Genomic DNA, 18,341 nt, shown 5'->3' with positions numbered 1-18,341 from the left:
CCCTCCCGCGACCGATCCTCCCGTCCGCGGACTCATCCGCGAGGACGAGGGTGCCGGGACGTGTGCTCGGGGAGCTCCCGGATGGGGAACGCGCGGGGCACCCGCTACGTTGTGGTTGTCGTCGACAGAAACAACCCCGGCCGGCTTACGACCAGGAGTGCCGCATGACCAACCCCGTCTTCAGCAACAGCGCCGTGTTCGGCGACCCCCGTCAGCAGCGCCGTGGCGGCCGGCAGGCCACCGTGCAGGGCCCCGCGTGGGGCACGCCCGGTGCGCAGGCCGCGGACGCCGCGAGCCTCGAGCAGATCTACGACGCGCCCCCCGCGACCCCGCGCGACACGGGCCGTCTGACCTACGACGACGTCATCGTCAAGACCGGCGGGCTGCTGGCGCTGCTCGTCGTCGTCGCCGCGGCCACGTGGGTGGTCGCCCCCGGGCTGTGGATCATCGGCATGGTGGTCGGCCTGGTCCTGGGCCTGGTCAACGCGTTCAAGAAGAGCCCGAGCCCGGCGCTCATCACGCTCTACGCGGTGGCTCAGGGCGTCTTCCTCGGGGGGATCAGCCGGTTCTTCGAGACGCAGTGGGCCGGCGTCGTGCCGCAGGCGGTGCTCGCCACGGTCTCGGTGTTCGCCGCCGCGCTGTTCCTGTTCCGCTCCGGCAAGGTCCGCGTGACCCCCAAGTTCCGCCGCGCGGTGCTCATCGGCATCGTCGGGTACCTGGTGTTCTCGCTGGTGAACCTCGGCCTGATGTTCTTCGTCGGCAGCGACGGCCCGTTCGGCCCGCTGCGCTCCGGCTGGATGGGTGTCGCCGTCGGCCTGCTGGCCGTGGGTCTGGCCGCGGCGAGCCTCGTCATGGACTTCGACTCCATCAAGCGCGGTGTCGACCAGGGCGTGCCCGCCAAGTTCGCGTGGTCGGCGGCGTTCGGCCTCATCGTCACGCTCGTGTGGCTGTACCTCGAGCTGCTGCGGCTGCTCGCGATCCTGCGCGGCGACTGACCCGTCCCGCCGTCCACGAACGCCCCGTCGGCCCCGGCCGGCGGGGCGTTCGCCGTCCCGTCCCGGACGGATCGGGGGAGCGGGCCGGATGAGAGGATCGGGGCGTGAAGTACGCCCAGCACATCTCCGAGCTCGTCGGCGGCACCCCGCTCGTGCGGCTCACGTCCGTCACCGCCGGCCTGACCGCCACGATCCTGGCCAAGGTCGAGTACCTCAACCCCGGCGGGTCCGTGAAGGACCGCATCGCGCTGCGCATGATCGAGGCGGCCGAGGAGTCCGGTGAGCTGCAGCCCGGCGGCACGATCGTCGAGCCCACGTCCGGCAACACCGGCGTCGGTCTCGCGCTCGTCGCGCAGCGCAAGGGCTACCGCTGCATCTTCGTCTGCCCGGACAAGGTGAGCCAGGACAAGCGGGACGTGCTGCGGGCGTACGGCGCGGAGGTCGTCGTGACCCCGACCGCGGTGCCCCCGGACCACCCGGACTCGTACTACTCGGTGTCCGACCGCATCACGCGCGAGACGCCCGGCGCCTGGAAGCCCAACCAGTACGCCAACGCCAACGGCCCCGCGAGCCACTACGCGAGCACGGGCCCGGAGATCTGGGCGGACACCGACGGCCGCATCACGCACCTCGTCACGGGGGTGGGAACCGGTGGCACCATCACCGGCACCGGACGCTACCTGCACGACGTGTCCGCCGACCGCCCCGCCGCCGACGGTGGCCGCGTGGTCGTCGTCGGCGCCGACCCGGCCGGCTCGGTGTACTCCGGCGGCGACGGGCGGCCGTACCTCGTCGAGGGCGTCGGCGAGGACTTCTGGCCGACCGCCTATGACCCGGCCGTGCCCGACGAGATCGTCGCGGTGTCCGACGCGGACTCGTTCGCGATGACCCGGCGCCTGGCTCGCGAGGAGGGTCTGCTCGTCGGCGGCTCGTGCGGCATGGCCGTCGAGGCGACGCTGCGGCACGCCCGCGCGCTGCAGGAGTCCGACCCCGCGGCCGCCGCCCGCGCGGTGTACGTCGTGATCCTGCCCGACGGCGGTCGCGGCTACCTGTCGAAGATCTTCAACGACGCGTGGATGCGCTCGTACGGGTTCCTCGCCGCGGGCGAGGGCGCGTCGGTCGGCGACGTGCTGCGCAGCAAGGACGGCGACCTGCCGGCGCTCGTGCACACCCACCCGACCGAGACGGTGCGCGACGCGATCGAGATCCTGCGCGAGTACGGCGTCTCGCAGATGCCCGTCGTCGGTGCCGAGCCGCCGGTGATGATCGGCGAGGTCGCGGGGTCCGTGAGCGAGCGCGAGCTGCTCGACGCGGTGTTCTCCGGTGCCGCGTCGCTCGCGGACCGCGTCGACACGCACATGTCGCCGGCGCTGCCGCTCATCGGCGTCGGGGAGCCCGTCGAGGCGGCGCGCGCGACGCTCGAGAAGGCGGACGCGCTCATGGTCGTCGACGACGGACGGCCCGTGGGCGTCCTCACGCGGCACGACCTGCTGGGGTTCCTCGCGCGCTGACGCGCGGCGCGCGACGGCCCGGGGCGCACCCGGGGCCGCGCGCTAGCATCGGCCGACCGACTGGGCCGTACCCCGCAAAGGACCTCCCGCGATGGCGCTGTTCGACCTTCCCCTGCCCGACCTCGAGCGGTACCTGCCGGAGCTCGAGGAGCCCGCGGACCTCGACGAGTTCTGGGCCGCGACGCTCGCCGAGACGCGGGCTCTCGACCTCGACCTCCGGCGCGAGCCGCACGACGCGGGCCTCACGCTCGTCGACGTCGAGGACGTGACGTTCGCCGGGTTCGGCGGTCACCCGGTCAAGGCGTGGGTCACGCGGCCCGCGGGGTCGGCCACCGACGGCTCGTCGCTGCCGGCGGTCGTCGAGTTCCTCGGCTACGGCGGCGGCCGCGGCCGTCCGCACGAGCGGCTGGCCTGGGCCGCCGCCGGGTACGTCCACCTGCTGATGGACACGCGCGGCCAGGGGTCGGGGTGGGGCAGCGGAGGTGACACGCCGGACCCCGTCGGCTCGGGGCCGCACGCGCCGGGCTTCATGACGCGGGGGATCCTCGACCCCGCCGAGCACTTCTACCGGCGCGTCTTCACCGACGGGGTCCGCGCGGTCGAGGCCGTGCGCGCGCTGCCGGGCGTGGACCCGGCGCGCGTGGCCGTGACGGGCGGCAGCCAGGGAGGGGCGGTGACGCTGGCCGTCGCGGGGCTCGCGGACGACCTCGTCGCCGTGATGCCGGACGTGCCGTTCATGTGCCACATCCCCCGTGCGATCGCGATCACCGACGCCTCCCCGTACCGCGAGGTCGTCTCGTACCTCGCGGTGCACCGCGACCACAAGGCCGCGGCGCTGCGCACGCTGTCGTACCTCGACGGCGTGCACCTCGCGCGCCGCGCGACGGCCCCGACGCTGTTCTCGGTCGCGCTGCGCGACCCGATCTGCCCGCCGTCCACCGTGTTCGCGGCGTACAACCACTACGGGACGCTCGCGGCCGCGCGCCCCGACCGCGCGATCGAGGTGTACGAGTTCAACGAGCACGAGGGCGGCGGCGGCTTCCAGCTCGACGCGCAGCTGCGCTGGCTCGCCGGGGTCCTCGCGCGCTGACCCGCCCACCCCGGGTCGGCGTCGGCGCGGTCCGCAGGGCAGGATGGACGGGCACTGTCATCCACCGAAGGAGAACCACCATGGCCGCAGCGCTGCCCGAGGTCTCGGGCGCACCCGGCACCAAGCCCACCCTCACGTTCCCGGACGCGCAGCCGTCCGGTGAGCTCGAGGTCGTCGTGCTCAGCCGCGGTGACGGCGCGCTCGTCGAGGCGGGCCAGGACATCGAGGTGCATTACCTCGGTCAGTCGTGGCAGGGCGGTGTGTTCGACAACTCGTTCGACCGCGGCTCGTCGATCGGCTTCCCGATCGGCGTCGGCGCCGTCATCGCGGGCTGGGACGAGGGCCTCGTCGGCCAGCAGGTCGGCTCGCGCGTCCTGCTGTCCATCCCGTCGCACCTCGCCTACGGCGACCGCGGCGTGCCGCAGGCCGGCATCAAGGGCGGCGACACCCTCGTGTTCGTGGTGGACATCGTCGGCGTGAGCTGACCCGCGGGTGCCGCCGGGCGGGCCGCACGCCCGCCCGGCGGCACCGGCCGCCGACCTGCGAGGACCCGTCCGGTTGTTCCGGGTCGCGTGTTCTGTGATCCATCGTCCGTTCCTCCTGCCGTCTCCTGAGCCCGACACCGTTCGGGGCGTCCACACACGACGCAAGGAGACGCTCGATGCGAATGCCCCTCCCGTCCCGCCCACGTGCGGCCGGGTCCCGGCGCCACCGGTTCACCGCCGTGGTCCTGGGCAGCGCCCTCGTCGCCGTCGGCGCGCTGGCCTCGGCCGGTACCGCGGCCGCCGACCCCGGCACCACCACCGACCGGCTGATCCTCACGCCCACCGAGCAGCCGACGACCTCGCAGTTCCTCACCTGGCGCAGCACGGTCGCTGCGCCCGGGACGGTCCAGTACCGGGTCCCCGGCGGTGCGACCACGAGCGTCACCGCGACCGTCGACGACACGATCGGCGAGCACACCCACCAGTCGGTCGTGCTCACGGGGCTGACCGCGGCGACGCGGTACGGGTACCGCGTGGGCCGCGACGGCGACTGGACGGGCTGGCGCACGTTCCGCACGCCCGCCGCCGGTGCCGAGCCCTTCTCGTTCCTCTACTACGGCGACGCGCAGATCGGCCTCGACACCACCTGGCCGGCCGTCGTCCAGGCCGCCCACGCCCAGGCGCCGCACGTCGTCGGCAGCGTGCACGCCGGTGACCTCATCGACACCGCGAGCAACCAGACGCAGTGGACCAACTGGTTCTCCGGCATGGGTGAGTCGGCCATGACCACGCAGGTGCTCGCCGCCCCGGGCAACCACGAGTACAGCGGCGACCAGCGCATGCGGAACTGGAAGGCGAACTTCACGTACCCGCTCAACCAGCCGAGCCGCGCGACGATCGGCGAGCTGGCGAAGCTCGCCGAGGGCGACACCCCGGCGGCACGCCAGGCGGCGGCGTACTTCGACCACTTCACGGAGTTCGCCGGTGAGACGGTCTACTACACCGACTACCAGGACGTCCGGTTCATCACGCTGAACGCGACGCGGAACTCCGGCTTCCTCACCCCGCCCGCCCTGCCCGCCTGCACCGAGGGCTGCCCGAACGCCGGTCAGCTGTGGGTCGACTTCCAGGCGGCGTGGCTCGACCACATCCTGGAGACCAACCCGAACACGTGGGCGGTCGCGACCTTCCACCAGCCCGTGTACAGCGTCTCCACCGGGCGCGACGAGCCCATCCTGCGGGCGTCCTGGGTGCCGGTGTTCGAGAAGCACGACATCGACCTCGTCCTGCAGGGCCACGACCACACCTACGCCCGCGGCTACAAGAACACGACCGCGACGGACACCCCCGGGGTGACCACCGGCCCGGTGTACGCGGTGTCGAACTCCGGCGCGAAGTACTACACGATCGCCCCGGCCGACGACAACGTGTGGACGCGCAACGGCGCCACGCAGGTCAAGCGGGGCGCCGACGTCTCGACGTACCAGGTCATCGACGTCGACGGCGGCACCCTGCGCTACACGTCGTACGTCGCCGCCGTCACCGGTGCGGCGACCGAGCAGCTCGGCGACGTGTACGACAGCTTCACGATCACGAAGAACGCGCTCGGCAAGTTCGTCACGGAGGACGGCGTCGCGGTCCCCGGCTCGGACGCCCAGCGCCTCGCCGTCACGGTGCCCGAGCAGAGCGGCGAGCCCGGCGAGTTCGTCTGGGCCGTCGACGGCAGCAACGGGCTCGTCGACCTCGGGGTCGCCCAGGACGCGGGTGACCACTTCCGTGCGAGCGGTGCCCTCAACCCGGTGCGGGTGACGGACACGCGCCGCGACGCGCCCGCCTGGTCCCTGTCGGGTCAGGTCAGCGACTTCGTCTCCGGTGACCGCACGTTCGCCGGCAAGCACCTGGGGTGGACGCCGTCGGCGAGCGAGAACACCGGTGGCGCCGTGGCCGGTGCTCCGGTGGCCTCGGGCTTCGTGTCCGGTGACGGGCTCGCGACGCCGGCCGTGCTCGGTGCCGCCGCCGCGGGGCACGAGCGCGGATCGGTGCTCCTGGGCGCCGACCTGGACCTGCGTCTGCCGGTCTCCGTGGCCGAGGGCCGGTACTCCGCGACCCTCACGCTCACCGCGCTGAGCTGATGCCGCGCGAGCGGCTCCGCCGGGCACCCGCCCGGTGGAGCCGCTCGCGCCCGTTCCCTCGTCCGTCGTCCTTCGCCTCCCCGAGGAGCCCTCGTGTCCGTCCCCGATCCCCGTCGCCTGGTGCACCGGCTCGTCGCCGTCGTCGCCGGAGCGCTCGTCACCGTCCCGCTCGCCGCCCCCGCCGCCGTCGCCACGACGTCCGACCCCGTCGAGCTGCCCCTGCTGACGTCCGGCACCACCTGGACGTACCTCGACGACGCCACCGAGCCGCACGGCACCGCCGCCGACGTGCTCGCCTGGACCGCCCCGGGCTTCGACGACGCGGGCTGGGCCCGCGGCACCGGACCGTTCGGCGCCAAGAACGGTGCGCTGGGCGACCTGGGCGGCGGCTACCGACCCGCGACGCTCCTGCGGCACTACGTCAACGGCGTCTCCGGCACGACCGTCCCCACGTACTTCTTCCGGACAACCGTCGACCTCGACGCCGACACCCTCGACCGGCTGGTGTCGCTCCAGGGGCAGGTCGCGTACGACGACGCGGTCCGCGTGTACCTCGACGGGGTCCTCGTCTTCCGGGACCGCGACGAGCGCGCGAGCGACCCCACCCGCAACCTGCAGTACGCGGGGGTCTCGGCGGGCAACCCGGTGTCGAGCAGGTTCACCGTCGACCCGGCGGCCCTGCCCGCGGGCACCCTCGTGCCCGGCACGCACACGATCGCCGTGGCGCTCTACCAGGACCGGGCCTCCAGCTCGGACGTCTACCTCGACCTGCCGTCGCTGACGGCGACGCTCGCGCCGGCGACCGCGCCCGACGAGCAGCGCCTCGAGGTCACGGTGCCCGCGGTCGACGCCGGCCAGCTCGTCTGGGCCGTCGACGGCTCGAACGACCTCGTCGACCTGGGCGTCGCCCAGCGGGAGGGCGACCGGTTCGCCGCGCGCGGCGTCCTCAACCCGGTCCGGGTGACGGACACCCGCCGTGGCGCGCCGGCGTGGTCGCTGTCCGGGCAGGTCAGCGACTTCGTGTCCGGCGACCGGACGGTCGACGGCAAGCACCTGGGGTGGACCCCCTCGGTCGCCGACGACGCTGCCGGTGCCGTGGCCGGCGCCGCCGTGGTCTCCGGGTTCGTGGCGGGCGACGGCCTGTCCACGCCGGCCGTCCTCGGCGCGGCACCCGCGGGGCACGCCCCGGGGTCGGCCCTGCTCGGTGCGGACCTCGAGCTGCTGCTGCCCGTCTCGGTCACGCAGGGTCGGTACGCCGCGACGCTGACGTTGACCGCACTCAGCTGACCCGACCCGCACCACCCGGTCGGCCCCCGGCCCGCACCCGGCGCCGGGGGCCGACCGCAGCCCCACCGCAGCCGCTCTCACCCCGCACCCCTGGAGCCCGACGCATGACTCGCCCGCAGGCCCGCATCCCGGCCGCGCTCGTCCCCCTGTCCCTCGCCGTCGCGCTGCTCGGCGCCGTCCTGCTCGGGGCGCCCGCGCACGCCGCCGCCGCCGACGCCGCGACGACCACCGTCACCTGGGGGGTGCGCCCGGCCGACGTCGAGCCGCACGAGGCGGGCCGGCCCAACTTCGCGTACACCGCTGCCCCCGGCGAGACCGTCGAGGACGCCCTCGTCGTGAGCAACCACGGTGCCGCCGAGACGACGCTGCGCGTCTACGTCGCCGACGCGTTCACGACGTCGCGCGGCGTGCTGGACCTGCTCCGCCCCGACGAGCGGTCCACCGGCGTAGGCGCGTGGACGAGCGTCGGCAGCCCCGAGGTCACGATCCCCGCGGGCGAGAGCGTCGTCGTCCCCTTCACCCTGACGATCCCGTCCGACGCGGAGCCCGGTGACCACGCCGGAGGTGTGGTCACCTCCCTGGCGAGCGCGCGCGAGGACGGCGTGAGCATCGACCGGCGCCTCGGCGCGCGCCTGCACCTGCGCGTCGACGGGCCCGTCACGCCCGGTGCCGCGCTCGCGGACGTCCGCGCGGTCCACCAGGGCGTGCTGAACCCGGCCGCCGCCGGGTCGGCCGACGTGCGCGTCGACGTGGTGAACGCCGGGAACGTGCGGGTCGACGGCGTCGCGACCGTCACGGTGTCCGGACCCTTCGGCTGGGCGGCGCGCGTGCAGCAGGTCGACGTGCCCGAGCTGCTGCCCGGGGAGCGCACCACGGTGGAGGTGACGGTCGACGGGGTGCGTCCCCTGCTGTGGCTGGGCGCGACCGTGAGCCTGGTGCCGACGGTCGTCACGGACGGGACCACGCTGGCGCCCGTGACCGCGACGGCCGCGACCGCCGCCGTCCCGTGGACGCTGCTGACCCTGCTGGTGCTCGCGGCCGCGGCCGTGTGGACCGCCCGCCGGCAGGCCCGGCGCCGCACGGCCGCCACCGACCGGCTCGTCGCCGAGGCCGTCGCCGCGGCACGCGCGCAGGACGCGCCGACGGTGCCCGTGCCCTGACGCGGTCCTCCCCGGTCCCGTGCCGGCCGATGAGTCCGGCGCGCGGCGCGCGTCCACCCTCCTGAGGCGTCCGCGGCGGGCGCAGGAGGAGGCGACCGTGCGGGGTGCGACCGACGAGGACCCGGGGCCCGGTGCGTGGGTGCGGCACTCGCCCTACAGCGACCCGGGCCGGCACGCCGACGTGCTCGCGGCGCTCGGGACCGGGGCTGCGCAGATCCACGCCGCTGCGACCGGGCTCATCGCCCACTACCGGGCCGAGGCCGGCACGATCGATGCGGGGCGGCTGCCGGACGTCGACCTGCGCTGGCTGGAGGCGATCCTCGACGCGGGTCTGGCGCTGGCGCCGGGCCCGCTCGCGGGTCGCCCGCCGGCGGCCCGCGTGGCCGGGTGCTGCCGGGACCACACACTGCTCGCGGTGGGCGTGCTGCGCGAGCACGGCATCCCCGCCCGCTCGCGCGTCGGCTTCGCCCGGTACTTCGCCCCCGGGTTCGCGCACGACCACGTCGTCGTCGAGCGCTGGGAGGGCGGGCGCTGGGTGCGTGCGGACCCCGAGCTCGACGCGGCGTTCGGCGCCGCGCCGCCCGCGGGGGACCCGTTCGACCCGTCCGACCTGCCGACAGGCCTCGACAGCCCGTTCCCCACGGCCGCCGAGCTGTGGCTCGCGCACCGTCGCGACGGGCTGGACCTACGGCGCTACGGGGTGTCGCCGCAGCTGCCGGAGCTGAGCGGGCGCGAGTTCGTCCGGGACTACGTGGTCCTCGAGCTCGCGCACCGACGCAGCGAGGAGCTCCTGCTGTGGGACGTGTGGGGCGCGCGCCTCGAGGGGGACCCCGGCGAGGTCGACGCCCTGGCCGACGACGTCGCGGACCTGCTGGTCCGGGCGGACGCCGGCGACACCGCGGCCGAGGCCGAGCTGGCCCGCCGGTACGCCGAGGACGCCCGGCTGCACCCCGGACCGCGGGTGCGCACCCTGTCACCCCTGGGGCGCGACGGCTGGACGGACCTCATGACCCGGGAGACCACCTGGGACGCCTGATGCGGGGCCCCGGGCGGGTCAGGCCCGCAGCCCGTGCCGGAGCAGGAAGTCGTTGGCGAACACGCCCGCGGGGTCGCGACGGGCCAGCAGCGCGACCGCGTCGTCCCACCGCGGGTACAGGTCCTGCCAGGTGCGGTCCGGACCGGGGCCGGAGAAGAGCTTGCCCCAGTGCGGCCGCGCGTCGAACGGGGCGAGCGCCTCCTCGATGACGGGCAGCGCCGCGTCGACCTGCTCCCGCAGCGGCAGCCACGTGAAGTGCAGGGCCACCCGGTCACCACCGTGCGCGGTCGACAGCCACAGGTCGTCGCCGGCGACGGACCGCACCTCGCTGACCAGCAGCAGCGGAGCGACGAGGTCACGCAGGCCGCGCAGCGCCTCGATCGCGGCGACGGCGTGCGCGCGGGGGATCAGCCACTCGGACTGCAGCTCCGCGCCCGCGCTGGGGGTGAACTCGAGCCGGAAGTGCGGCAGCCGCTCGTGCCACGGGCCCGCGACCGCGCCCTGCTCGGTGCAGGCCACGGGGTCCTGGCCGGGCACCGGGTGCACCGGGCCGTCGGCGCGGCGCGCTCCGGCGAGGTCGGGTGCGGACCCGAGCGTCCCCGCGTCGACGCGGTGCTTGCGCCACACCTGGCCGACGGTGTCGCCGCGCCAGTCCGTGAACAGGCTCACCGAGTACGCCGAGGACATCAGCGCGTCGAAGTCGTCGAGGGCCGTCGTCCACGGCAGGTCCAGCCAGACCTCCTGCGCGACGTCGTACGTCGGCTGCACCGCGAGCGTCACCCGCGTGACGACGCCCAGGCCGCCGAGCGCCACCACCGACCCCGCCAGCTCGGGGTCGTCCGCCCCGAGCGTGCGCACGTCGCCGCCGGCGCCGACGAGCTCCAGCCCGCGCACCGCCGCCGACAGGTTCGCGGCGGTGTCACCCGACCCGTGCGTCGCCGTCGCCACGGTGCCGGCCACGGCGATGTGGGGGAGGGAGGCCATGGTGTGCAGCGCCCAGCCGGCAGCGTGCAGGTCACGAGCGAGCTCGCCGTAGCGCACGCCGGCGCCCACCGTGACGGTGCGCGCGTCGGGGTCGATCACGGTCGGGACGTCGAGCCGGTCGAGGGCGACCAGCGTGCCGGGGGAGTCGGCGAGGTCGTGGAACGAGTGCCGGGAGCCCAGGGCGCGCACGTGCCGGGCGGCCGCGACCACGGCGGCCACCTCGTCGACCGTCTCGGGGTGGACCACCGGTCCGCCGCGGAACGTGTGGCTGCCGGCCCAGGTCGTCAGGGCGTCGGTCATGGGGGGCCTCTCAGCGTCCGGGGGCGGTGACGAAGATGTCGAACAGCTCGGGGGTGTGCGCGTGCACCAGCACCATGAACACGACGGCGTCGAACAGCAGGTGCACGACCAGCACGTAGGTCAGCGACTTCGTCAGGTTGAACGTGAAGCCCTGGATGAGCGCGAACGGGATGGTCAGCAGCGGGCCCCACTCGCGGTACCCGAGCTCCCACAGGAACGAGACGAACACGAGCGACTGCAGCACGTTCGCGGTCCACAGCCCGAAGTGACGGCGCAGGAGCGCGAACACCGTGCAGATGAAGAACAGCTCGTCCCACGTGCCGACCGCGTTGACGCCCACGAACAGGCGCGCGATGTCCTGCCCCTCGACGACGGTCGGCCAGTTGAGGTACGCGCCGGAGGACAGGAAGTAGAAGGGCAGCACGAGGTACCCGGCGCCGACGACGAACAGCAGGTACGCCCACTGCGTCCTCGTCCACCGCTTGCCGGTGCGCCAGGGGAACCGGATGACGTCGTCACCGTTGACGTGCCGGGACAGCACGAACGGGATGATCACGGCCAGCGACAGGGCGATCCCGAACTGCAGGATCCCCAGGTCCGACAGGTCCGCGGCCAGCGGGATCGTGCTGACGATCCCCATGCCGGCGGCGATCACCAGCAGGTCGCGCCCCAGCACCCGGTCCACGGCCCACGCCAGGACGACCCCGAGGACGAGTGGCACGTAGGCCAGCGGCCGCACGTGGATCGCGAACATGAGGATCGCCGACCCGCACACGAGCGACGCGGCGAGCACCCGCCACACGTGGGCCCGTGGGCGGGCCCACGCCGGTGTCCTGTGGTCGTCTGCTGCCGCCACGGGCGTGGTCGCGCCGTCGCTGCCGGTCACTGCTTCGCTGGACGCCACGTGGCACACCCTGCCAAACGGATCGCCCCGCGGCGATCCGGGACGTGGGCGTGAGGGGTTGCCGTCGTCAGGCGACGGGAACCCCTCACGGTGCCGACGGAGGCCGGTCCGGTGCGGCGAGCGCACGCACGGTGTCGATCGTGTCCGCCTCCGACGCCGGCTTGTCGTCCCGGTACCGCAGCACCCGCGCGAAGCGCAGGGCCAGGCCGCCCGGGTAGCGCGTCGAGCGCTGCAGCCCGTCGAGAGCGATCTCGACGACCTGCTCGGGGCGCAGCGTGACCACCCAGCCGTCGTCGGCGACCTCCAGCTCGCGAAACCGCTGCGTCTGCCACGCGAGCATCTCGTCGGTCATGCCCTTGAACGTCTTGCCGAGCATGACGAAACCGCCGGCCGGGTCGCGCGCGCCCAGGTGGATGTTCGACAGGAGGCCCGACCGCCGCCCGGACCCGCGCTCGACGGCCAGCACGACGAGGTCGAGCGTGTGCCGCGGCTTGACCTTGACCCACGCCGCACCGCGGCGCCCCGCCTCGTACGGGGCGTCGCACGCCTTGACGACGACACCCTCCTGCCCGGCGGCCACCACGGACGCGAAGTGGTCGGCCGCGACCGTCGCGTCGGCCGTGACGACGCGACCGACGACGTGCGGCGCGGCCACCTGGTCGAGCACGGCGAGCCGCTCGTGCAGCGGTGCGTCGAGCAGGTCGCGGCCGTCGACGTGCAGGACGTCGAAGAAGAAGGGCGTGAGCGTCGCCGACGCGGCGAGCTCGGACTCACGGGTCGCGCTGCGCGACGCGGTCTCCTGGAACGGGCGCGGGCGCCCCTCGGCGTCCAGGGCCAGTGCCTCGCCGTCGAACACGAGCGTGCGGGCCGGCAGCGCACGGACCGCGGTGACGATCTCGGGGACGCGAGCCGTGATGTCGTCGAGGCTGCGGGTGTAGACGCGGACGTCGTCACCGTCGCGGTGCACCTGGATGCGGATGCCGTCGAGCTTGGTGTCGACGACGACCTGCGGTGCTGGCGCGTCGGGGTCGGTGCGCCCGGTGAGCTGGTCCACGGCCGTCGCGACGTCCGGCGCCGACTGGGCCAGCATCGGTCGCACGGGGCGTCCGACGGTCAGCGTGAACGTGTCGAGCGCCGTGCGTGCGTCGTCGGGCGACGCGGCACCGAGCGCCGCGACCGCGACGGCCTCGGTCTCGCCGGCCAGCATGGCGGCCCGTCGGACCACCTCCGCGGGGACCCCCGCGGCCTCGGCGACCGCGTCGAGCAGCAGCGCGTCGAGCGCCCCCTGCCGCAGCTCCCCGCTGACCAGCCCCCTGAGCAGACGCTGCTCGCGTTCGGTGGCGGCCGCGAAGAGCGCCTGCGCGGCCTGCGTGCGGGCGGTCGACGACCCGGCCCCGGACAGGCCGGCCATGCTGGCGAAGGCCGCGTCGACCTCGAGCACGGTCAGCGTCGGCGCGTCGGCAGGACCGGGCATCGCGGCCAGCGAGCGCCACCCCAGCCCGGTGCGTCGCTGCCGCAGCTCCCCGCCGAGGTACCGCGAGACGACGGCGACGACGTCCGGACCGTCGGCCGCGGCGCGCCGCAGCACGTCGGCCAGGACCGCGCGCTTGGCCAGCCGGGACGGGGTCGCCGCGACCCGCGCGGACGCGTCGGCGACGTCGTCGAAGAGCATGGGCCCATCCTGACCCGCCCCACCGACACCCGCCCGCCCGCCCGGCCGAGACCATCCCCGCACCCCCTCCAGAACGCGCGAGAGAGCAATCCAGCACCGCTGGATTGCTCTCTCGCCGCGCGGTGGGGGGCTGGATTGCTCTCTCGCCCCTGGGGTGGGGCTGGATTGCTCTCTCGCGGTCAGGGGGCAGCGTCGGGGGGACGTTCGTGCGGGTCAGGCCTGCGGGAGGGGGCAGGCGACGCCCGTGGAGTTCACCGGGCAGTAGCCGCCCGGGTTCTTGCGCAGGTACTGCTGGTGCGGGCCCTCGGCGTAGTAGAACTCCCCGGCGTCCGCGACGGACCGGATCTCGGTGGTTACGTCGCCGTAGCCGCGCGCCTTGAGGAGCGGGGCGTACACGTCGCGCGTCTCGCGCGCGGCGGCCTCCTGCTCCGGCGTCGTGAAGAACACCGCGGAGCGGTACTGCGTGCCCACGTCGTTGCCCTGGCGGAAGCCCTGGGTCGGGTCGTGCTCCTCCCAGAAGTGCCGCAGCAGGTCGACGTCGGACAGCACGGCCGGGTCGTAGGCGACCATCACCGTCTCGGTGTGGCCCGTGCGGCCGGTGCACGTCTCCTCGTACGTCGGGTACGGCGTGAAGCCGCCCATGTACCCGACGGCCGTGGTGACGACGCCCGGCAGCTGCCAGGCCTCCTTCTCCGCGCCCCAGAAGCAGCCCGACGCCAGGTACAGCACGCGCGTGCCCTCGGGCCACGGGCCCTGCAGCGGCGTGCCCAGCACGACGTGCGTCTCGGGGACGGGGTACGCGTACCCGTCCCGTCCCTTCAGCGCGTGCTCCGCGTCCACCATGGTGGTGCGCAGCGACGTGCCGAGCAGCGTCTCGAACAACGAGGCCATGACCGTGTCCTTCCGTCGGTTCCACGACGTGCAACAGCCGCCGTCGGGCGCGTGTTCCGGGGCCCGTGCGTGCCGTCACGCGCTCGCGCCGCGTCCACCGCCTAGCCTGGGTGCGTGACCCACGACCCGCTCGCGCACCCCCACGACTGGACCGACTCCGGCTTCTCGACCCGCGCCATCCATGCAGGTCAGGACCCGGACCCCCGCACGGGGGCGGTCGTGACGCCCATCCACCAGGTCTCGACGTACAAGCAGGACGGCGTCGGCGGCCTGCGGGACGGCTACGAGTACTCCCGGTCGGGCAACCCGACCCGCGACGCGCTGCAGGAGGCGCTGGCCGCGGTCGAGGGCGGCGCCGCGGCGTTCGCGTTCGCGTCCGGCCTCGCGGCCGAGGACACGCTGCTGCGCGCGGTGCTGCGCCCGGGTGACCACGTCGTGGTCCCGGACGACGCGTACGGCGGCACGTACCGCCTGGTCGCGCGGGTCCTGGGCCCCTGGGGCATCGACCACACGCCCGTCGACCTGTCCGACCCCGACGCCGTGCTCGCCGCCGTCCAGCCGGGCCGCACCAAGGTGATCTGGGTCGAGACGCCCACCAACCCGCTGCTGGGGATCGCGGACATCGCCGCGATCGCGACGCACGCCCGGTCCGCCGGTGCGGTGCTCGTCGTCGACAACACGTTCGCGACGCCGTACCTGCAGCAGCCGCTGGCGCTCGGCGCGGACGCCGTCGTGCACTCGACGACCAAGTACATCGGCGGCCACTCGGACGTCGTGGGCGGTGCGGTGGTCGTCGCCGACGGCGCCCAGCTGCCCGCGGGGGTCGAGGGGCCCACGGGCACGACGTCGCTGCGCGACGCGGTCGGGTTCCTGCAGAACGCCGCCGGGGCCGTCGCCGGTCCGTTCGACGCGTGGCTGACCCTGCGCGGTCTGAAGACGCTCGCCGTGCGCATGGACCGGCACGTCGCCAACGCGCAGGCCGTCGCCCGGTTCCTCGTCGAGCACCCGGGCGTGCGCGAGGTGCTGTGGCCCGGCCTGCCGGAGCACCCCGGCCACGAGGTCGCCGCCCGCCAGATGCGCGGGTTCGGCGGCATGGTCGCGTTCCGCACCGGCTCGGTCGACACCGCGGTCGCCGTGTGCGGCGCCACCCGGGTGTTCACGCTCGCCGAGTCGCTCGGCGGCGTCGAGTCGCTCATCGAGCACCCGGGGCGCATGACCCACGGGTCCGTCGCCGGCACGGCGCTCGAGGTCCCCGACGACCTCGTGCGCCTGTCCGTGGGCATCGAGGACGTCGAGGACCAGCTCGCGGACCTCGAGCAGGCCCTCGCCGCCGCCGGGATCGGGCGGTGAGCGCGCCCGAGACGCCGCCGGTCCTGCCGGACCGGCCACCGGTCCTGCCGGACCACGGCGCGTCCACGCGCCCGGACCCGGTGCCGGCGTCGGTGCGCGCCTGGGCCGGGTGGTCGTGGCGGGCGCTGGTGATCCTCGCGGCGCTCGCGGCGGGCGTGTGGCTGGTCGCGGCGCTGAAGGTGATCGTCGTCGCGGTGGCGGTGGCCCTGCTGCTGACCGTGCTGCTCTCCCCGGTCGTCGCCGCGCTGCAGCGGCACGTCCGGCTCCCGCGCACCGCGGCCGCGGCCGTCGCGCTGGTGGCGCTGATCGCCGCCGTCGCGGGCCTGCTGACGCTCGCCGGTCGCTCGATCGTGCAGGGCATCGCCGAGCTGTGGGACCAGGCGCGCGACGGCATCGCCCAGCTGACGACCTGGCTCGCCGACGGCCCCCTCAACCTCGGCACGGCGGACCTCGACACCTACCTCGACCAGCTGCAGGACGCGGCCGCGTCCAGCGCGCAGCAGATCGCGTCGGGCGCCCTGTCGGTCGGGGTCACCGTGGGCCACGTCGCTGCGGGCACGCTCATCGCCCTCTTCGTGGCGCTGTTCTTCCTCATCGACGGGCGCAGGATCTGGGCGTGGCTCATCGGGCTGCTGCCGCGCGGCTCGCGCGAGCGCGCCCACCAGGCCGGTCGGCGCGGCTGGGTGACGCTGGGGGCGTACACGCGCACGCAGATCCTCGTCGCGGGCGTCGACGCCGTCGGCATCGGCATCGGCGCGGCGTTCCTGCAGCTGCCGCTGGTCGTCCCGCTGGCCGTGCTGGTGTTCTTCGGCTCGTTCATCCCGTTCGTCGGCGCGATCGTCACCGGCACGATCGCGGTGCTGGTGGCACTGGTGACGCAGGGCTGGGTGTCGGCCCTCATCATGCTGGGCGTCGTGGTGCTGGTGCAGCAGCTCGAGGGCAACGTGCTCCAGCCGTTCCTCATGGGCCACGCGGTGTCGCTGCACCCGGTGGCGGTGCTGCTGACGGTGACCACGGGATCGCTGGTCGCGGGGATCCTCGGCGCACTGTTCGCCGTGCCGATCGTCGCGGTGCTCAACACCGTGATCCTCTACCTGCACGGTCACGACAAGTTCCCCCAGCTGGGCACCGACGACCACGTCCCCATCCGCGCCAAGGGGCATCCCGTGCTGGACCGCGCCGTCGCCGCGGCGGCCGAGGCGGAGTCGGAGGCGCGCGCGGCGCGCGACCGGTCCGACGACGCCGAGCAGGAGACGCCGGGCGGCTCGCCCGTGACCCCGTGATCGGCCCCGCGGACGTCCGCGCCGCGGCCCTGCTGATCCGGGGCGTCGCCGAGCGCACCCCCGTGCAGCGCAGCCGCGCCCTGTCCGAGCTGGTCGGCGCGGACGTGTGGCTCAAGTGCGAGAACCTGCAGCGCGCCGGCTCGTTCAAGATCCGCGGCGCGTACACCCGCATGGCGCGCCTCGCGGACGACGAGAAGGCCCGCGGCGTCGTCGCCGCCAGTGCCGGCAACCACGCGCAGGGCGTCGCGCTGGCGGCCGGGCTCCTCGGGCTCGACGCGGTGATCTTCATGCCCGTCGACGCGGCGCTGCCCAAGGTCGCGGCGACGCGCGGGTACGGGGCGCACGTCGAGCTCGTCGGCACGTCCGTCGACGAGGCGCTCGTGGCCGCCCGCGAGCACGCGGACCGCACCGGTGCGGTCCTCATCCACCCGTTCGACCACCCGGACGTCGACGCGGGCCAGGGGACCGTGGCGCTCGAGGTGCTCGAGCAGGTCCCCGACGTGGGGACGATCGTCGTCCCGGTCGGCGGCGGGGGCCTGGCGGCCGGGATCGCCGCGGCGCTGGCCGAGCGCCCGGACGTGCGCGTCGTCGGTGTGCAGGCCGCGCGTGCCGCGGCGTACCCCGTGTCGCTCGCCGCGGGTCGGCCGATGCCGGCGCCGGAGCTGCGGACCATGGCCGACGGGATCGCCGTCGGGACCCCCGGCGACGTGCCCTTCGAGGTCCTGGCGAGCCACCACGTGCCGGTGCGGACCGTCTCGGAGGAGGACCTGTCGCGGGCGCTGCTGCTGGTGGCCGAGCGCGCCAAGCTGGTCGTCGAGCCGTCCGGCGCGGCGGCGGTGGCGGCGCTGATGGCGGACCCGCGCGGCATCGCGGCGGGCGACGGCCGACCGGTGGTGTGCGTGCTCTCGGGCGGCAACATCGACCCGCTGGTGCTGCTGCGCGTCGTGCGGCACGGTCTGGCGTCGGCCGGGCGGTTCCTGCAGCTGCACGTCGTCGTCGAGGACACCCCGGGTGCGCTGGCGGAGCTGCTGCGGGAGGTCGCGAGCATGGGCGGCAACGTCATGCACGTCAGCCACCTGCGCACCGGCGGCGACCTGGCGTTCAGCGACGTGGCGATCGACCTGCAGATCGAGACGAAGGGCCCGGACCACTGCGCCGCGGTCCTGGCGGGCCTGCGCGCGGCGGGCTACCGCCTCACCGACGCCTGAGGCGCCGGGTGCGGGGGCGCCGGCCCGGGTGCGGGACCGTGCCCCCCGCACCC

15 protein-coding genes are annotated in these 18,341 nt (G+C 74.8%); 11 read left to right on the top strand and 4 right to left on the bottom strand.

The genetic code is table 11. The annotated features are described in order from the left end of the window. Positions 1–164: 164 nt before the first annotated feature. The 8 genes from Cph01nite_RS01995 (at position 165) to Cph01nite_RS01960 (ending at position 9,696) form a co-directional block, all read left to right on the top strand. The gene (locus Cph01nite_RS01995; RefSeq protein WP_203670700.1) at positions 165–995 is read left to right on the top strand and encodes a Bax inhibitor-1/YccA family protein; all 831 of its coding nucleotides are present in this window, start codon (positions 165–167) and stop codon (positions 993–995) included. A 104-nt stretch (positions 996–1,099) separates the two neighbouring features. Beyond that, a complete protein-coding gene (locus tag Cph01nite_RS01990; protein ID WP_203670699.1) occupies positions 1,100–2,506 on the top strand; it encodes a cystathionine beta-synthase in 1,407 nt (468 codons plus the stop codon). 91 nt (positions 2,507–2,597) lie between these two features. Next, positions 2,598–3,596 (top strand): acetylxylan esterase, encoded by a 999-nt coding sequence (locus tag Cph01nite_RS01985; RefSeq protein ID WP_203670698.1) that lies wholly within the window; start codon positions 2,598–2,600, stop codon positions 3,594–3,596. Between the two features lie 80 nt (positions 3,597–3,676). Further along, entirely contained in the window at positions 3,677–4,081 is a 405-nt protein-coding gene (locus Cph01nite_RS01980) for an FKBP-type peptidyl-prolyl cis-trans isomerase (protein ID WP_203670697.1), read from the top strand. A 176-nt stretch (positions 4,082–4,257) separates the two neighbouring features. Further along, on the top strand, positions 4,258–6,213 hold the full coding sequence (locus Cph01nite_RS01975) for a purple acid phosphatase family protein (protein ID WP_203670696.1): 1,956 nt from the start codon (positions 4,258–4,260) through the stop codon (positions 6,211–6,213). 93 nt (positions 6,214–6,306) lie between these two features. Continuing rightward, positions 6,307–7,500, top strand: coding sequence for a hypothetical protein (locus Cph01nite_RS01970; RefSeq protein WP_203670695.1), 1,194 nt, complete (start codon positions 6,307–6,309; stop codon positions 7,498–7,500). A 104-nt stretch (positions 7,501–7,604) separates the two neighbouring features. Then, positions 7,605–8,660: a WxL protein peptidoglycan domain-containing protein gene (locus tag Cph01nite_RS01965; RefSeq protein ID WP_203670694.1), complete on the top strand. Its 1,056-nt coding sequence runs from the start codon at positions 7,605–7,607 to the stop codon at positions 8,658–8,660. Between the two features lie 97 nt (positions 8,661–8,757). Further along, positions 8,758–9,696 (top strand): transglutaminase-like domain-containing protein, encoded by a 939-nt coding sequence (locus Cph01nite_RS01960; protein ID WP_203670693.1) that lies wholly within the window; start codon positions 8,758–8,760, stop codon positions 9,694–9,696. 18 nt (positions 9,697–9,714) lie between these two features. Here Cph01nite_RS01960 and Cph01nite_RS01955 read toward each other — a convergent pair whose 3' ends face one another. From Cph01nite_RS01955 to msrA, 4 genes are all read right to left on the bottom strand, one after another. After that, positions 9,715–10,980 carry an FAD-binding protein gene (locus Cph01nite_RS01955; protein WP_203670692.1) on the bottom strand — a complete coding sequence of 422 codons (1,266 nt, stop codon included), beginning with the start codon at positions 10,978–10,980 and terminating at the stop codon, positions 9,715–9,717. A 10-nt stretch (positions 10,981–10,990) separates the two neighbouring features. Beyond that, positions 10,991–11,836, bottom strand: a complete 846-nt coding sequence (locus Cph01nite_RS01950) for a CPBP family glutamic-type intramembrane protease (protein ID WP_203671080.1) — start codon at positions 11,834–11,836, stop codon at positions 10,991–10,993. Between the two features lie 133 nt (positions 11,837–11,969). Then, positions 11,970–13,556, bottom strand: a complete 1,587-nt coding sequence (locus tag Cph01nite_RS01945) for an ATP-dependent DNA ligase (RefSeq protein ID WP_203670691.1) — start codon at positions 13,554–13,556, stop codon at positions 11,970–11,972. Between the two features lie 213 nt (positions 13,557–13,769). After that, positions 13,770–14,447 (bottom strand): peptide-methionine (S)-S-oxide reductase MsrA, encoded by a 678-nt coding sequence (gene msrA / locus Cph01nite_RS01940; RefSeq protein WP_203670690.1) that lies wholly within the window; start codon positions 14,445–14,447, stop codon positions 13,770–13,772. Positions 14,448–14,561: 114 nt separating this feature from the next. On the opposite strand from msrA, the gene Cph01nite_RS01935 reads away from it, so the two are divergent. The 3 genes from Cph01nite_RS01935 to ilvA are packed head-to-tail and all read left to right on the top strand — an operon-like array spanning position 14,562 to position 18,288. Beyond that, positions 14,562–15,797 carry a cystathionine gamma-synthase gene (locus Cph01nite_RS01935; protein WP_203670689.1) on the top strand — a complete coding sequence of 412 codons (1,236 nt, stop codon included), beginning with the start codon at positions 14,562–14,564 and terminating at the stop codon, positions 15,795–15,797. 44 nt (positions 15,798–15,841) lie between these two features. Continuing rightward, positions 15,842–17,080, top strand: coding sequence for an AI-2E family transporter (locus Cph01nite_RS01930; RefSeq protein WP_203671079.1), 1,239 nt, complete (start codon positions 15,842–15,844; stop codon positions 17,078–17,080). Beyond that, positions 17,077–18,288: a threonine ammonia-lyase gene (gene ilvA, locus Cph01nite_RS01925; protein WP_203670688.1), complete on the top strand. Its 1,212-nt coding sequence runs from the start codon at positions 17,077–17,079 to the stop codon at positions 18,286–18,288. The genes Cph01nite_RS01930 and ilvA overlap by 4 nt, the downstream gene beginning before the upstream one ends. Positions 18,289–18,341 lie beyond the last annotated feature (53 nt).

Source organism: Cellulomonas phragmiteti (assembly GCF_016862775.1).
Lineage (GTDB): Bacteria > Actinomycetota > Actinomycetes > Actinomycetales > Cellulomonadaceae > Cellulomonas > Cellulomonas phragmiteti.
This window is presented reverse-complemented; position numbering and strand designations above follow the sequence as displayed.

What these genes read in the sequence shown, in the direction of transcription:
- Cph01nite_RS01980 (WP_203670697.1), top strand. Translation starts at nt 3,677, where the DNA reads ATGGCCGCAGCGCTGCCCGAGGTCTCGGGCGCACCCGGCACCAAGCCC.
- Cph01nite_RS01965 (WP_203670694.1), top strand. Translation starts at nt 7,605, where the DNA reads ATGACTCGCCCGCAGGCCCGCATCCCGGCCGCGCTCGTCCCCCTGTCC.
- Cph01nite_RS01975 (WP_203670696.1), top strand. Translation starts at nt 4,258, where the DNA reads ATGCGAATGCCCCTCCCGTCCCGCCCACGTGCGGCCGGGTCCCGGCGC.
- Cph01nite_RS01945 (WP_203670691.1), bottom strand. Translation starts at nt 13,556, where the DNA reads ATGCTCTTCGACGACGTCGCCGACGCGTCCGCGCGGGTCGCGGCGACC.
- Cph01nite_RS01955 (WP_203670692.1), bottom strand. Translation starts at nt 10,980, where the DNA reads ATGACCGACGCCCTGACGACCTGGGCCGGCAGCCACACGTTCCGCGGC.
- msrA (WP_203670690.1), bottom strand. Translation starts at nt 14,447, where the DNA reads ATGGCCTCGTTGTTCGAGACGCTGCTCGGCACGTCGCTGCGCACCACC.
- Cph01nite_RS01985 (WP_203670698.1), top strand. Translation starts at nt 2,598, where the DNA reads ATGGCGCTGTTCGACCTTCCCCTGCCCGACCTCGAGCGGTACCTGCCG.
- Cph01nite_RS01995 (WP_203670700.1), top strand. Translation starts at nt 165, where the DNA reads ATGACCAACCCCGTCTTCAGCAACAGCGCCGTGTTCGGCGACCCCCGT.